At 52.6% G+C, this 15,558-nt stretch carries 16 protein-coding genes; 15 read left to right on the forward strand and 1 reads right to left on the reverse strand.

Annotation, left to right across the window (positions count from 1 at the left end; genetic code table 11):
- Positions 1 to 70 precede the first annotated feature (70 nt).
- The 7 genes from JTN23_RS01005 (at position 71) to JTN23_RS01035 (ending at position 5,981) form a co-directional block, all read left to right on the forward strand.
- Entirely contained in the window at positions 71 to 943 is an 873-nt protein-coding gene (locus JTN23_RS01005; protein WP_247231635.1) for a fumarylacetoacetate hydrolase family protein, read from the forward strand.
- 22 nt (positions 944 to 965) lie between these two features.
- On the forward strand, positions 966 to 1,796 hold the full coding sequence (locus JTN23_RS01010; RefSeq protein WP_247231637.1) for an amidohydrolase family protein: 831 nt from the start codon (positions 966 to 968) through the stop codon (positions 1,794 to 1,796).
- Between the two features lie 41 nt (positions 1,797 to 1,837).
- Positions 1,838 to 2,608 carry an L-fucose dehydrogenase gene (locus JTN23_RS01015; protein WP_247231639.1) on the forward strand — a complete coding sequence of 257 codons (771 nt, stop codon included), beginning with the start codon at positions 1,838 to 1,840 and terminating at the stop codon, positions 2,606 to 2,608.
- Positions 2,609 to 2,693: 85 nt separating this feature from the next.
- Positions 2,694 to 4,055 (forward strand): L-fucose:H+ symporter permease, encoded by a 1,362-nt coding sequence (gene fucP / locus JTN23_RS01020; RefSeq protein WP_247231642.1) that lies wholly within the window; start codon positions 2,694 to 2,696, stop codon positions 4,053 to 4,055.
- 12 nt (positions 4,056 to 4,067) lie between these two features.
- Positions 4,068 to 4,409: an L-rhamnose mutarotase gene (locus tag JTN23_RS01025; protein ID WP_247231644.1), complete on the forward strand. Its 342-nt coding sequence runs from the start codon at positions 4,068 to 4,070 to the stop codon at positions 4,407 to 4,409.
- Between the two features lie 26 nt (positions 4,410 to 4,435).
- On the forward strand, positions 4,436 to 5,218 hold the full coding sequence (locus tag JTN23_RS01030) for an endonuclease/exonuclease/phosphatase family protein (RefSeq protein WP_247231646.1): 783 nt from the start codon (positions 4,436 to 4,438) through the stop codon (positions 5,216 to 5,218).
- Between the two features lie 28 nt (positions 5,219 to 5,246).
- Positions 5,247 to 5,981 carry a (Fe-S)-binding protein gene (locus JTN23_RS01035; protein ID WP_247231648.1) on the forward strand — a complete coding sequence of 245 codons (735 nt, stop codon included), beginning with the start codon at positions 5,247 to 5,249 and terminating at the stop codon, positions 5,979 to 5,981.
- An 81-nt stretch (positions 5,982 to 6,062) separates the two neighbouring features.
- Here the strand turns inward: JTN23_RS01035 and JTN23_RS01040 are convergent, their stop codons facing one another.
- Positions 6,063 to 6,458: a DUF3244 domain-containing protein gene (locus JTN23_RS01040; RefSeq protein WP_247231651.1), complete on the reverse strand. Its 396-nt coding sequence runs from the start codon at positions 6,456 to 6,458 to the stop codon at positions 6,063 to 6,065.
- A gap of 254 nt (positions 6,459 to 6,712) precedes the next feature.
- Here JTN23_RS01040 and JTN23_RS01045 point away from each other — a divergent pair, with 254 nt between their 5' ends.
- From JTN23_RS01045 to JTN23_RS01080, 8 genes are all read left to right on the forward strand, one after another.
- Positions 6,713 to 8,092 carry a lactate utilization protein B gene (locus JTN23_RS01045; protein WP_247231653.1) on the forward strand — a complete coding sequence of 460 codons (1,380 nt, stop codon included), beginning with the start codon at positions 6,713 to 6,715 and terminating at the stop codon, positions 8,090 to 8,092.
- Between the two features lie 91 nt (positions 8,093 to 8,183).
- Complete coding sequence (locus JTN23_RS01050) at positions 8,184 to 8,522, forward strand: DUF4377 domain-containing protein (protein WP_247231655.1); 339 nt, start codon at positions 8,184 to 8,186, stop codon at positions 8,520 to 8,522.
- A 97-nt stretch (positions 8,523 to 8,619) separates the two neighbouring features.
- Positions 8,620 to 9,048 carry a nuclear transport factor 2 family protein gene (locus JTN23_RS01055; protein WP_247231657.1) on the forward strand — a complete coding sequence of 143 codons (429 nt, stop codon included), beginning with the start codon at positions 8,620 to 8,622 and terminating at the stop codon, positions 9,046 to 9,048.
- Positions 9,049 to 9,064: 16 nt separating this feature from the next.
- Positions 9,065 to 9,655 carry a LutC/YkgG family protein gene (locus JTN23_RS01060; protein WP_247231659.1) on the forward strand — a complete coding sequence of 197 codons (591 nt, stop codon included), beginning with the start codon at positions 9,065 to 9,067 and terminating at the stop codon, positions 9,653 to 9,655.
- A 46-nt stretch (positions 9,656 to 9,701) separates the two neighbouring features.
- The gene (locus JTN23_RS01065) at positions 9,702 to 10,211 is read left to right on the forward strand and encodes a GNAT family N-acetyltransferase (RefSeq protein WP_247231661.1); all 510 of its coding nucleotides are present in this window, start codon (positions 9,702 to 9,704) and stop codon (positions 10,209 to 10,211) included.
- Positions 10,212 to 10,270: 59 nt separating this feature from the next.
- Positions 10,271 to 10,969 (forward strand): (d)CMP kinase, encoded by a 699-nt coding sequence (gene cmk / locus JTN23_RS01070; RefSeq protein ID WP_247231663.1) that lies wholly within the window; start codon positions 10,271 to 10,273, stop codon positions 10,967 to 10,969.
- 31 nt (positions 10,970 to 11,000) lie between these two features.
- Positions 11,001 to 12,062 carry an NAD(P)/FAD-dependent oxidoreductase gene (locus JTN23_RS01075; protein WP_247231665.1) on the forward strand — a complete coding sequence of 354 codons (1,062 nt, stop codon included), beginning with the start codon at positions 11,001 to 11,003 and terminating at the stop codon, positions 12,060 to 12,062.
- A gap of 17 nt (positions 12,063 to 12,079) precedes the next feature.
- Complete coding sequence (locus JTN23_RS01080; protein WP_247231667.1) at positions 12,080 to 15,295, forward strand: hypothetical protein; 3,216 nt, start codon at positions 12,080 to 12,082, stop codon at positions 15,293 to 15,295.
- The last annotated feature ends 263 nt before the right edge of the window (positions 15,296 to 15,558 follow it).

The following is a 15,558-nucleotide window of genomic DNA, read 5'->3' on the forward strand; positions in this document are numbered from 1 at the left end:
GAATGCTGAATTTCGACAATCAACACTACTCATACACTCATTTACTCTAAACTCATAAACTTTACATATAATGAAACTCTTCCGCTTTGGCGCATACGAAAAGGAGAAACCAGGAGTACTACTTCCCGATGGACGAATGATTGATATCTCCGCTTTTGGAGAAGATTATAACGAGAAATTTTTTACAACCGGCGGTGTAGAGCGACTGGCTGAGTGGCTCTCCGCCAACGCGGATGCCTGTCCGGTAGTGGAAGAGGGCTTTCGCTATGGTTCCTGCGTAGCGCGTCCGTCCAAGATTATTTGTATCGGACTCAACTACGCCCGCCACGCGGCCGAGTCAGGCATGGAGCCCCCCAAAGAGCCGGTGGTATTTTTTAAGGCTACTACAGCCCTCTGCGGTCCTAATGACAATGTAGTTATCCCCCGCAATTCCGTCAAAACCGACTGGGAAGTGGAGCTGGCGGTGGTGATAGGACGCCGGGCCAGTTATGTAGAAGAGGCCGAAGCCATGGACTATGTGGCCGGGTATGCCCTGCATAATGACTATTCGGAGCGGGAGTTTCAGCTGGAGCGCAGCGGTCAGTGGGTAAAAGGCAAAAGCAACGATACCTTCGCCCCGCTGGGACCTTACCTGGTCACCAAAGACGAAGTAGCTGATCCGCATAACCTGCGCCTGTGGCTGTCGCTGAATGGTACTAAGATTCAGGATTCGTCTACGTCCGACCTCATATTCGGTATCCCAAAGCTGATCAGCTACCTCAGCCAGTTTATGACCCTGCTCCCGGGCGACGTGATATCAACGGGTACCCCCGAAGGCGTAGGCCTGGGTATGAAGCCACCCGTGTACCTCAAGCCCGGTGATGTGGTAGAGCTGGGCATTGAAGGCCTGGGTGAGCAGCGCCAAACGGCCGAAGCCTGGAAACCCCGGGTAGCCCTGGTATAACCTCTAACTTAACTGCTGACTCATGACCATTGACGCACATCAGCATTTCTGGATTTACGATCCTGAGCGTGATGCCTGGATTACTCCCGAAATGGAGGTGATACGCCGTAACTTTCTGCCGGCCGATCTGGGTCCTGTACTACAGGCCAATGGCATCGATGGCTGCGTGGCCGTACAGGCCGCGCAGTCGGAGGCAGAGACCCAGTTTCTGCTGCAACTGGCCGAAGCCAACAGCTTTGTAAAGGGCGTGGTAGGCTGGGTGGATCTGCGGGCTGATAACCTTTACGACCGTCTGGAGTTTTACTCTCAGTTTGAGGAGCTAAAAGGTTTTCGGCATGTAGTACAGGCCGAGCCGGATGATTTTCTCCGGCAGGCTGATTTTATAAAGGGAGTTCGTCAGCTGGTAGCGTTTGATTTTACCTATGACATCCTGATTTATCCAACGCAACTGGAAGCCGCTACCTACTTTGTGGAGCAGCTTCCGGAGGTGAAGATGGTCATAGACCACCTGGCGAAGCCTTACATCAAAGAGGGGAAGGTAGACGAATGGGCAGCCGCTATGCGGCGAATGGCTCAATACCCCAATGTACACTGCAAGGTGTCGGGTATGGTCACTGAGGCTGACTGGCACCACTGGAAAGCCGAAGACTTCCGGCCGTATCTGGACGTGGTGTTTGAAGCCTTCGGTACGGATCGGCTGCTCTTTGGCTCCGACTGGCCGGTATGTCTGGTGGCTGCTGACTATGGTGAAATGAAGAATATCCTGGTGGAGTACATGAAAGGTTTCTCCGCCACCGAAAAAGAAAAAATACTTGGATTGAATGCGGTCCAGTTTTATAACCTGGACCGCTAACACCACTATACAACCGACTAATCAGGTAACTGCTTCACTGAATGGATCTATACTTACAAGATAAATACATTATCGTAACCGGAGGCGCGAAAGGAATAGGGGCGGCCATCGTACGAGGGCTGGTGGCCGAAGGTGCTCACCCCATTATTTTTGATCTGGACGAAGAAGCGTCCCTAAGCCTGTCGGAGGAGCTACAGAACGTTACCTACTTTACTTTTGACCTGACGGATGTGGATATGTGCCGGAAGGCCGTCAATACCATCATCCAGAAGTACAGCCGCATTGACGGTCTGGTGAATAACGCGGGTATCAACGATGGAGTAAGCCTGCTGAATGGTACGCCGGAGGCTTTCGATAAATCGCTTCACCGGAATCTTTACCACTTCTACAACCTGACACATTTTGTGGCTCCGGAGCTCAAGGCCACCCGGGGAGCTATTGTAAACATTGCCTCCAAAACCGCCATAACAGGCCAGGGAGGTACATCCGGCTACGTAGCGGCCAAGGGAGGCGTGCTGTCCCTCACCCGTGAGTGGGCGGTGGAGTTGCTGCCTTTTGGTATACGGGTCAATGCCGTCATTCCGGCGGAAGTAATGACTCCCTTGTACGAAAATTGGCTCAACACTTTCCCGGATCCGGGGCAGCAGAGACAACTGATCGAGCAGCGTATTCCTCTGGAGAAGCGAATGACTACCGCGGCCGAAATTGCCGATACGGTGCTGTTTATGCTGTCGGACCGGTCGTCGCACACCACGGGGCAGTGGCTGTTTGTAGATGGTGGCTATACCCACCTGGATCGTGCTATTTCATAAGCTATGACCTGTACTGGCTGCTGCTGTGAGCAGGAGCCGTAAACTATAAAAAATCTGTTTTTACCCAATTACTCGTTACTAACGTATGGCATCCATTCCGCCTCCTTCTGCCAAATCCAACGTCAAGACTTCCTCTGCTTCGGGTAGTAGCTATTTTCTCCCGCTGGCCCTTGTCACCAGCCTGTTCTTTCTGTGGGGACTGGCCAACTCCCTCAACGGTACTCTTATCAAGCAGTTTCAGATCGCGCTTGATTTGAATCGTTTCCAGGCCGGTATTATCGACTTCGCCTTTTATATGGGGTACTTCTTTATGGCTCTGCCGGCGGGGTACTTCATGCGGCGCTATGGCTACAAGAAAGGTATCCTGTTTGGGCTGCTGCTGTACGCGGCCGGAGCTTTCTTGTTCTACCCGGCGGCCTCGGTGAGGGTATATGGTTTCTTCCTGCTGGCCCTCTTTACCATCGCCAGCGGACTGGCTTTTCTGGAAACGGCCGCTAACCTGTACGTAACGGTACTTGGTGACCCGGACAAGGCCGAGTGGCGTATCAACTTTGCGCAGTCGTTCAACGGCATCAGCCTCATACTCGGGCCTATCATCGGAGCCCTATTTATCTTCGCCAAAACCGAATATACCACCGAAAGCCTGGCTTCCATGCCAGCCGTCGAAGCGGAGCAGATCAGGATCCAGGAGGCACTTTCGGTGCAGGGGCCTTACCTCTTTATCGGAGCGCTGGTACTGTTTGTAGCCTTGCTCTTTACAGTTACCCGCATGCCCGAACCGGTAACAGAAGACGAGGACGATGCAGGTAACAACATCTCCATCATGTCGCTTTTCCGTCACCGCCACCTGACGCTGGGTATCATCGCGCAGTTCCTGAACGTAGGCGCGCAGACTGTACTGTGGGGGTACTTTGTGGATTTCAAACTGGATTTTTCGCGGGAGGAGCACTGGTCACTAGCCGAAGGGTACATGAACCTGATCAACTCCATCTCCGGGACTACTACCGCTCTGACTCAAACCCAGATCGCCGGTTATCATGCTTCGTTCGCGCTGGTGCTGTTTATGCTGGGGCGTTTTGTAGGTACTTCGCTGATGTCCCGTATGTCATCCAACCGGGTACTGACCTGGTACGCGGCCGGAGCTACTATACTTATGCTGGCAGCCATGCTTACCGGAGGGCTTACCGCGGTGATCTGCCTTAGCCTGACGTACTTCTGTCACTCTATTATGTTCCCGACCATATTTGCCTTATCGACCAAGGGGCTAGGGGCGGAGTCAAAGCTAGCTTCTTCGCTGGTGATCATGGCTATTGTGGGGGGCGCTATCATGCCCATGGCTGCGGGTGCCTTATTCAAACTGGGGCCTGCTTACGCGCTGGTCGTGCCGTTGCTTTGTTTTGCGTTCATTGTATACTATGCGGCCAGCGGTTCACGCGTTCGCGCTTAATCTGTAACTACCATGAAGCGATATTGCCTGGCTCTTGACCTGAAGGACGATCCTGCTATGATAGCAGAATACGAGGCCCATCACAAAAGTATCTGGCCCGAAATCCGGGAGAGCATCCTGGACTCGGGTATTATACAGATGCAGATATTCCGCCTGGGCAACCGCCTGTTCATGATCATGGACACCCGTGATGAGTTCAGCTTTGAACATAAGGCGGTAATGGACGAGAATAATGAGATAGTACAGAAATGGGAGCAGCTCATGTGGAAGTACCAGCAGGCGCTTCCAACGGCCAGGCCCGGTGAAAAATGGGTACTGATGAAAAAAATGTTTGACTTGCAGGATAGTGAATGACAGTATTACTAATGTGAGATTCTATCTTGAAAAAGTTTTGTGGAAGTGTGGTGTTGGTTGCTGTCTTGATGACAATGGTGGCCTCCCAGCCGCGGAGAGCCGTTGAAATCAAGATCCTGAGCTTTAACGTGAGGCACGGCGAAAACCGCTGGGGTAAGTCTAACCTGCGGTCTATCCTGCGGGTCATACAGGAGCAGAAGCCCCATCTGGTAGCGCTGCAGGCTGTAGATAGTACCCGGATAGACGGAGAAGTACGCTTTCAGCTGCGCCAGCTGGCCCTGCAGACGGGTATGCACTACATCTACGGAGCTGCCGACTCTACGTCGGACGGTAACCAGGGGGTAGGCATACTGTCGAGGTGGCCGATCGAGAAATCACAGAAGCTGAAGTTACCCGCTACGCCCGGGGCTGATCCGAGGGTACTGCTGTGTGGCCTGATCCGGCACTCAAAGAGCCTGACGTTCCGCTTCTGTAATGCTCGGCTTGAGTATGCTTCGGTATACGATCGGGCCTTGCAGGCTGCCTACATCAACCACATGCTGGCCGAGAGTATCCAGCCGGTACTGCTGGCGATGGATATGGGAGCCCGACCCAACGAGCAGCCGTACTTCTCGTTCCGGAAGAAGTGGCTGGATGCCGCCCGCGGCTCTCTGCTGCCTACCTGGACGGAAGGCGTACCCGGCGACCGCCTGGATTATATCATGGTACTGCAGAATACGCGGGTCAATGTAAAAAACTATAAAGTACTCAGGCAGGATCGGGATGCCTCTGATCATTTCCCGATTGTAGCCACCGTTGAATTTTGGTAAATCTAACCCAGCTCTAGCTGAATTAGTCTTGAAAGTAGGTCTATTTATTCCCTGTTACGTGGACCAGTTCTACCCCGGAGTGGCCATAGCCACGCTGGAAATACTCGAACGGGTAGGGTGTACGGTCCAGTTTCCGCTGCAGCATACCTGCTGCGGCCAGCCCATGGCCAACTCGGGCTTTGAGCATCTTACCAACGACTGCAACAATCTTTTCATCCGTAACTTTGGTGAGTTTGACTACATCGTATGCCCTTCGGGTAGTTGTACGCTGCATATCAAGGATCACCTGCATTCCGACCAGGACGAGCAGGCGGCCACGGGCGTACGCACCAAGGTGTATGAGCTGGTGGAGTTCCTGACGGATATAGTAAAGGTTACGGATCTGCAGGCGAACTTCCCCCACCGGGTAGGCCTGCACCAGAGCTGCCACGGGCAGCGGGGTCTGGGCCTGGCGCAGATGTCGGAGCTCAATGCTCCCGCTTTCTCCAAGCCCGAAGCCTTGCTCAGTAAGGTACAGGGGCTGGAGCTGGTAACCCTGGACCGCATGGATGAATGCTGTGGCTTTGGAGGTACTTTCTGCGTGAGCGAAGAGGCCGTATCGGTCAAGATGGGCAAAGACCGGGTAGCCGATCACGAACGGCACGGAGCGGAGTATATCACAGGAGCGGATATGAGCTGCCTTATGCACCTGCAGGGTATCCTGAAGCGCAAAGGCTCCCGGGTACAGGTAAAGCATATTGCTGAGATCCTGAACCACCAGTAACAAAAAGTTCCGGCGCATTCGGTGCACCGGAACCATACAAAGTTTCAAGGAAATCAAGATCTGAGAAGAAACAGCCAGTCGTTAGTTTTTGGCAGTAGCTATCCGACGGGTCTGTGTCATGATGTCGAATGACTGAGTGTACTTCTCTTTACCGTCCGTGATTTCGAAGGTATATCTACCATCCGAAAGCGGAGATAAATCAAAATACTTCAGATAATTCGCTGTGGTACTATTATATTCAGAGTACAGTACGTTATGATCAGTGTCAACAATTCGTACTGTCAATTTATTTTCCAGAGGGTTTTTGAAAGAAACCCGGAATTGCATGGGTTTCATTTCCTGAATATACAGACTCGATACATACGGAGTCTTTTCTTCAGCTTGGGTGTCGGCAGACTGAGCGAAGGCATGGGAGCCGGCTCCGGCCGAAAGGGCGCCCAACAGGGCCGCGGTGATAAGGATGTTTTTTGTTTTCATAGGAGTTTTAATTTGAATCTGTCTAAAAAAAGTTAAATTAAACTTAGTTCAGACCCCGAATCTCCGGTCGAAAAACTTTGTGATTCAAAGGTATCACATCCTCATTTACAGTACAATAGTACTTTTTGACCACTCGTTGAAAGTTGTTTGTATTGTAAAGTAACAAATTAGAATAGTGCAACGATTATGGATAGTGCTATGAAGATTGTTTTAATAGTACTATTAACTTATTGTGAAGAACTACCCAATTAACTATGTACAAGGCCGAAACTGATCATGCCAGGGCTTCAGAAGCCTTTAATCGTGATGAATCATACGTGAACTGGCACGACGAAACGCTGTGGTTTGTGCGTCAGAAACGTGATAAAGCTGCCTTTCAGATCCCGGAGTGGGAAGTACTACGCGAGACGGCTTCCCGGATCAAGCACTACGTGCTCTCCCACATGCATGAGTTGCTGGTAGAGTTTGAGAAGAAAGCCCTGGCCAATGGGGTGCAGGTACACTGGGCGGTTGATGCGGCTGAACATAACCGCATCGTGGGGGAGATCATCCGGAAGCACAACGTGACCCGCATGGTCAAGAGTAAGTCCATGCTTACGGAGGAGTGCCACCTCAACGAGTACCTGACCGACCTGGGCATCGAAGTAGTAGATACGGACTTGGGCGAGCGCATTGTGCAGCTGCGCCAGGAGCCCCCCAGCCACATAGTACTGCCGGCCATTCACCTCAAGAAAAAAGACATCGGTGACCTCTTCCACGAGCACCTGGGTACCGAAGCAGGTGCTACCGATCCGCAGTACCTGACGGAGGCGGCCCGGCAACACCTGCGCGAGAAGTTTGTGACCCGCCGGGTAGCTCTGACGGGTGTCAACTTTGCCATTGCCGAAACGGGCGGATTCATGGTATGTACCAACGAAGGCAACGCCGACATGGGCGCGCACCTGGCCGATGTACACATTGCCTGTATGGGCTTCGAGAAGCTGATCCCGCGGGCCGGGCACCTGGGCGTGTTCCTGCGCCTGCTGGCGCGGAGTGCCACCGGGCAGCCTATTACCACCTATAGTAGCTACTTTCAGCAGCCGCGTCCGGGACAGGAGATGCACATCGTAATCGTGGACAACGGCCGAAGTACTCAATTGGGCCGCCCCGACTTCCGCAACTCCCTGAAGTGTATCCGCTGTGGGGCCTGTATGAATACCTGCCCGGTGTACCGCCGCAGCGGGGGACACAGCTACCACAATGCAGTGGCTGGCCCCATTGGCTCCATACTGGCTCCTAACCTGGACATGACCAAAAATGCCGATCTGCCCTTTGCGAGTACCCTGTGTGGTAGCTGCTCCAATGTATGTCCGGTCAAGATCGACATCCACGACCAGCTCTACAAGTGGCGGCAGGTATTAGCCAAGGGAGGCTATGTGCCGACTACCAAAACTATGGGCATCAAAACCATGGCGGCCGTGCTCTCGCAGCCCCGCTTCTACCAGTGGTCGGGTAAGCTGGGGCGTACCGTCATGCGGGCCCTGCCCGGAGTAACTAACAACAGCCTGAACCCCTGGTTCAAGCAGCGCGAAATGCCCGAGCCACCGAAAGAGAGCTTCCGGGAATGGTACATACGGAACCGGGGCGGGAAGTAATATTACAACACTGGCTGAAAGAACTAGTCCGGAGTGTTTGCAACGGATGACGGAGTTTACGGGTCAGTGAGAGAAACAAACGCTTTAAGAAATGAAAATGAAACAGTACCTTTTTTTACTATTTGTAATTGTATTTGCCTTTTCCTGCAAAAAGGATAATGTGGATAATCAGATCATCATGATGGTCAGAGATACCAAAGCCAGCTGTACCGGTGCTCATGGGCCGATGGAATGTCTGCAGGTGCAGATGGGAGATAAAGTAGGCAGCCAGACCTGGGAGTTCTTTTACTCTCCTATTGAGGGCTTCAACTATGAGCCGGGCTATATTTATACATTAAAGGTAAAAACAGAACCCATTAAAAATCCGCCGGCTGACGGATCAAGTATTAAGTACACCTTGATAGAGGAGGTACTAAAGGAGAAGGTGTAGCCTGCCGGTTACCTACATGATAAATATACTTTTCATCCGTATAATTAGTAGGTAGTACGCTTTATAAGGTACCTATTCACCTACATATCTACATCTTATGAAAAAAGCCTTACCCGTACTTGTATTCGTACTGTTGTCGTACTGCTCAGCCCTGGCTCAATCCGCGCAGGAAAAGCAGGTGCTGACAGCCATTGATACCTGGAAGAATGCCCTGATTGCAAAAAATGAAGCCGCTCTGAAGGGCGTCCTGGCCGAAGAGCTTTCGTACGGGCATTCGAGTGGTCTGATGGAAACGAAAGCGGAGTTTCTGAACGCCGTCATGTCTGGTAAAACCGTGTACGAAACGATGGAGATGCCCGACATGAAGGTGAGCATAGTGGGTAACACCGCGATAGTACGCCACAAGATGATCGCTGATGTCATTGACGGAGGCAACCGGATGAAGACCAACCTGGGCGTACTACAGGTATGGACCCGCAAGGGGAACGGCTGGCAGTTGCTGGCCCGCCAGGCTTTCAAGCTTTAACTAGAAAGAGTCGCTTATGAACTCTCGTGACAACATGCTGAACAAAATAAAGGCGGCTCAGCCCGACCCTACCGAACTACCCTCTGCTCCCCAGAACCCCATCCGCTACGATGATCCGGTGGGGAAGTTTTCGGAGATGATCAACCTGAACGGGGGAGTAGCCGAACTGGCCAACGGCTGGCAGGAGATACGGGTACGCCTGGATACTACCTTCAACGACTTTAACAATAGGGCTACCACCATTCCCTTCCTGGCCGACTGGGCGGATTTCAGCCTGAACGTGGAGGATCCACACGAGCTGGAACTGATCAACGTAGCGGTGATAGAAGGAGCGTTTGGCGTGGCCGAAAATGGCGCCATCTGGGTATCTGAAAAGCACGTTACACACCGCGTGCTACCCTTCATTACGCAGTACCTGGGCATTGTGATCCGCCGCAACGAGATCGTCAATACCATGCACGAGGCCATGGAGCGGGTCAATATCTCCGAGTCGGGCTGGGGGTGCTTCATTGCTGGACCTTCGAAGACCGCCGATATTGAGCAATCGCTGGTTATTGGGGCGCACGGTGCCCGCGGCCTGAGCGTATACCTGCTCAACGATCATTGAGTCTATCAGCCCTGGTACCACTCTATCACACACTGAGCCTGGCGGCATGAGTATTCAACTGCGTCCTTACCGATTTGCTGATAAGCAGGACTTGGTACGGTTTGCCAACAACCCCCGCATAGCAGCTAATGTACGGGATGCTTTTCCGTCGCCCTATACAGAGGCCGATGCCTACCGGTGGCTGGATATATGCATCAGTGACCGCGAAAATAGTCCGCAGATCAATCGGGTCATTGCGCTGGATGATCAGCTGATCGGGGGCATAGGACTTATCAGGCAGAGGGACGTCTACCGCTACAGTGCCGAAGTGGGATACTGGCTGGCGGAGCCCTACTGGGGCAAAGGGTACGTGACGGAAGCCGTACGGCAGATCGTGGCGGAAGCGTTTGCTACTACCGACATTCACCGGATCTACGCCGGGGTGTTTAGCTTCAATACGGCTTCCATGCGCGTACTCGAAAAAGCTGGCTTTGCGCTGGAAGCCATTCATAAACAAGCCGTCTACAAAGGTGATGCGTACTGGGACGAGTATCTTTACGTGAAGTTTCGTCCCTAAAAAGGTACAACCCACCGCTTCTTTCGTTTACTTTGCAGTCCTTATTACCAAACGAAAGTATGTCTAAAATCATCGTAGCTATTGATGGCTATTCCAGCTGTGGTAAGAGTACGACGGCAAAGCTGGTGGCCAGGCAACTGCATTATGCCTACATTGATACCGGAGCTATGTACCGGGCCGTTACGCTGTACTTCTGCCAGAACCATATCTCGCATACCAATCCTAAAGAGGTACAGAAGGCCCTGGAAAACATACATATCACCTTCCGTCGCCACCCCGAAACGGGCTCTAACGACACCTACCTCAACGGACTGAATGTGGAGGATGAGATCCGCAAGATGTACATATCCGACCGGGTGAGTGATGTGAGTACCGTCGCTGAGGTACGCCATGCTATGGTGGCCCAGCAGCAGCGGATGGGCAGGAGCAAGGGCCTCGTGATGGATGGCCGTGATATAGGTACGGTGGTATTCCCGCAGGCTGAGCTTAAGATATTCATGACGTCTGACCCGCTGATCCGGGCACACCGGCGGCAGGAAGAACTACTGGCCAAGGGAGAACTGGTAGGGATCGAGGAGGTTATAGAAAATATAAAGAAGCGGGACTATATTGATACCACCCGGGCCGAGAGCCCCCTTCGCCAGGCCGACGATGCCATCCTGATCGATAACTCCATGATGACCGTGGAGGAGCAGGTGGAACTGGTGGTACGGCTGGCTGACGAGCGCATCGGGCAGGCTATTCGCCGCGGCGAATAGCCTGAGCCTACTACTACATCAACAGGTACCCATGAATTACGATTACTTAGTGGTAGGGCAGGGGATAGCCGGTACTACCCTGGCCTGGCACCTCCACCGGTCCGGCCGAAAGGTCCTGATCGTCAATGACTCCTCACGTCCGTCGGCCTCAATGGTCGCGGCGGGGATCTTTAATCCCCTGACGGGCCGGAAGCTGGTAAAGACCTGGATGGCTGACGAACTATTCCCCTACGCGCTGGACTTCTACGGTGGTCTTGAAACTGAGCTACAGGCCAGGTTTCTGTACCTCATGAATATGTACCGCCCCTACCGCTCGGTAGAGGAGCAAAACAACTACCTGGCTCAGACTGCCGAGCCGGGCATAGCTCAGTACGTGCTGGATCGTCCGGCTGACCTATCGTATAACGATTTTCTGAATGCCCGCTACGGAGGGCTGGAGGTGACCGGATCAGGCTGGGTGGATCTGCCCGTGTTTCTGCTGAAAAGCCGCGAGTACTTTATCCGGCACGAACTGTACCGGGAGTCGCTTTTCGACCCGAATGATATGGTGCTACTGGACGATGCGGTGGAGTGGCAGGGATTACGTATCGGAAAAGTCATATTATGCCAGGGGGTAGATGCCCGGGACAATTCCCTGTTCAACTGGCTTCCATTTGCGCCTGTCAAGGGGCAGCTTCTGGAAGTCAAAATAGACGAGTTTCCGGCGGAGAAAATTGTTAACCAGGGCATCTTTATCCTGCCCGACAAGTCCGGAACTCATAAGGTAGGAGCTACCTATTCGTGGCACGATCTGGACTGGGAGACGACCGAAGAGGGGCGGCAGTACCTGGAAGAAAAATTAAAAGGCTTACTGAAGGTACCTTACCAGATTATTAATCAACGCGCGGGTATCCGTCCATCATCTAAAGATCGCCGCCCCATGATTGGCTTTCACCCGCAGTTTCAGCAGATTGGGGTATTTAATGGGCTGGGTACCAAGGGGGTTACGTTGGCCCCCTACTTTGCCGGCAACTTCGTAGAGTACATGGAAAAAGGGAAAGATTTAAATTCCTTAGTGAATATTGGCCGGTATTTTTCGTTATATTACCAGTAAAGAAAGCCATTATTCAGATGAAGATACCTTTCCGATATATTACGACTGCCCTTGCAGTCGTTTTTACGTTCAGCGTTGCCGACAACGTGTTGTTTGCGCAGCGTTATCCATCCCAGGAGCAGTTTGGAAAAAACCGTATCCAGTACCGTACCTTTGACTGGAAGGTCCTCAAAACATCCAACTTCGAAATATACCATTATCAGGGAGGTACTGAACTGGCCCGCATCACTGCCCAGCTGGCCGAAACCGAATTCGACCGGATTACTGAAGTACTTGGGTATACGCCTTACAACAAAGTAAAGATATTCCTCTACAACTCACCCGGTGAGCTGCAGCAAAGCAACATGGGACTGGCCACCTTTGGTGACCTTGAAGACAAGGAGCTGGATCTGGCGCAGTCGCGGGTAGAGATCGCCTATACCGGTGAGCAGCTCAACTTCCGCAAAAAGCTGGTGAAAGATATAGCCCTGCTTTTTGTGTACGATATGCTGTACGGGGGCAATCTGCGGGATGCGCTACAGAGCTCGCTGCTGCTGACCCTGCCCGAGTGGTTTATGTCGGGTATTGCCGCCTACATCGCCGAAGGCTGGACTCCTGAGATGAACGACTACATGCGGGATGTGATTCAGAGCCGCCAGATCAAGAAGCCTTCGCTCCTGACGGGTACCGATGCGACGCTGATCGGGCAGTCGATCTGGAACTACATCGCGGAGCGCTACGGTCGTGATAATATATCCAATATCCTGAACCTGACCCGGATCATCCGTACCGAGCAGACCAGCATTACCAGTACCCTGGGTATACCTACCTATAACCGCTTCCTGCGGGAGTGGCGGGACTACTACAGTGGCTTAATGACCCAGGCGGGGCAGCACTACACCCAGCCTACACCCGACTGGCAGCACCGCATAGGAGCCCTGAGCCCCATGGCATCAGGAGCTACCATCAAGATATCACCCGACGAGAAGTGGCTGGCCTATACCGAGCTGCATAAGGAGCGATATAGAGTGGCGGTTTATAACCTTGAGAATGGGAGACGGATGATCGTCCGGCAGGGGAGTATGCTCAGCGGAGGTGTACACGGCAAAACCATGATGCCCCTGATCGGCTGGACCCGCAACAATACATTGGCTATACTGGCAGAAGAGCAGGCCAAGCAGAACTTCTATCTCTACGAGAACCTGGATACCAAAAAGCCTAAGATCCGAGTGAAGCGTACCATACGGGGCCTGGACCAAATTACTGATATGGATATCTCTGAGGATGGTACCATGCTGGTGGTGAGTGCCGACAAAGGCGGACAAAACGATATATACCTGGTAAGTATAGCCCGGGCGTCTACCATTCCGCTGACTACGGATCACTACGATGATATTTCACCGCGCTTTGTAAGTGGCTCGTCGCGTCGGGTTGTGTTCGCTTCCAACCGTACCTCTGACTCGCTTTCGATACAAAGAGCCAACGCAAAAAACGTTACAACCGCCAGTACTTCGCTGGGAATCTACGAGCACGATGGTACCCCGCGGGCCGAAAGCGTAGTAACACTGCTGGAGCCACAGGGCTACCAGATCAAGCCTGTCCATGCTACTGAGGATGCACTGTACTACCTGTCGGATGAGAAGGGCATCCCCAACCTGTTTAAGTACACTCGTGAGTCGGGTACTACTTCGCAGCTGACCAACTACCTGGTAGGTATGCGTAATGTAGATATGACAACCGGGGGAAATGGTGCGCTGGGGTATACAAGGCTGAGCGATGGTGGGTATGTCATGGCCTTCCATAACCGGCTCGATCTGAATGCCAGTCTGAATACACCGTCTGTTGCCCGTAGAGGAACTACCGGTCAGCGAACGCAGGCTGCTCCGACCCAGGCTACTCCCGCGCAGTCGGATACGCTGCAGGCCGAAAGCAGGCAGATCGAGCTGAAAGAAGGTGAGGTAGATACGGATAACTACCAGTTTGATCCTGATGTACTGAAGACCTTTGAGTACCGTCAGCGCAGAGGTACCGTAGCCAATGCTCCTACTACCGTTCCTAAGTCACGTCGGCGTGAGAATATTGCCGTCAGAGGTCCCTACGACTACCGCGGCTTGTTCATTGCCAATGACGCTACATCTGACTGGCGCATCGATCCGTTGAGAGGGTTTGGGTACGCCCAGTCTATCTCGATGAACGACCTGCTGGAAAACCACGTGATCAAGGCGGGCTTCTTCGTGTCGACTACCTTCCGTAACAGCGACCTGTTTGCCGAGTACAGCAACAACACCTACCGGGTTGACTTCGGCGCCCGCGTAGACCGCCGCAGCTTGTTTGTGGATGCCGAAAACTCCAACCAGAAGTACCGGTTCAATCAGGTAAGGCTCACCGCTTCGTATCCTTTCACCGTGAATACCCGCGTGTCGGTGTCGCCTACCTATACCGTTACCCGCATGATTGATCTGTATCAGCACGCTGAGCCTGATCTGTCTACCCAATACGGAGGGGTGATTTCCGAATTTGTGTTCGACAACTCCCGGGTCAATGGTATGAACATGATTGAAGGTACCCGCTTCAAGATCCGCTACGAAAATCAGCTGGGTATTTCGGACGGCTCGGAGAGCTTTAACCGGATCAGCCTGGACCTGCGTCGTTATCAGAAAATCCACCGCGACCTGATTCTGGCGGCTCGTTTTGCATTCAGTCATTCGGGAGGCCGCTCGCCCAAGCAGTCGATTATGGGTGGTATGGAAAACTGGATCCTGAACCGGAAAGAAAACCGTACGACCAACAACCCGCTCAATTTTGGACCTGGAATTGACAACCGCGACGTTTTCTTCTCTGAGTTTGCTACCAACCTCCGGGGCTTCAACCTGAACCGCCTGTCGGGTACCAGCTATGTGCTGGCCAATGCCGAACTACGTATCCCGCTGATCAAATACATCTACCGCGGTCCTATTACTTCCAACTTCCTGCGTAACTTCCAGTTCATCGGATTTACGGACATAGGTACCGCCTGGACAGGCAAGGGGCCGTTCAGTCAGGAGAACAGCCTGAATACTGAGATCATCGGGGGAGGGTCTGATCCTTTCCGGGCTACGGTTACCAACTTCCGCAACCCTTACCTGATGGGCTATGGAGTAGGTGCCCGTACCATGCTGTTCGGATTCTACGTCAAGTTTGACTACGCCTGGGGCGTGGACAATGGCCTGACTAATAAAGCTGTACCTTATATTACTTTAGGTTACGATTTTTAAAAAGGTCCTGAGGTACCTACCTATCTATACAACAAGCAGCAGGGGCACCCAAGTGGGTGCCCCTGCTGCTTGTCGGGGGAGCACGCGGGAGCGTTAGGTACTTATACATTTTTCCGTAGGCGTAGCGTGGATCTCAGTGGATAGTTATTTTCCTGAGTATCAATTTCTGGCACTTTTTTGGCTGTATAATAAATAACTTCTGATACACCCTCCTCATCGCCATAATTCATTTGTGAGTTATGACCTGGCTATTTATTTTATTT

It is taken from the genome of Telluribacter roseus (assembly GCF_017355915.2).
In the GTDB taxonomy this organism is placed as follows: Bacteria; Bacteroidota; Bacteroidia; order Cytophagales; family Spirosomataceae; genus Telluribacter.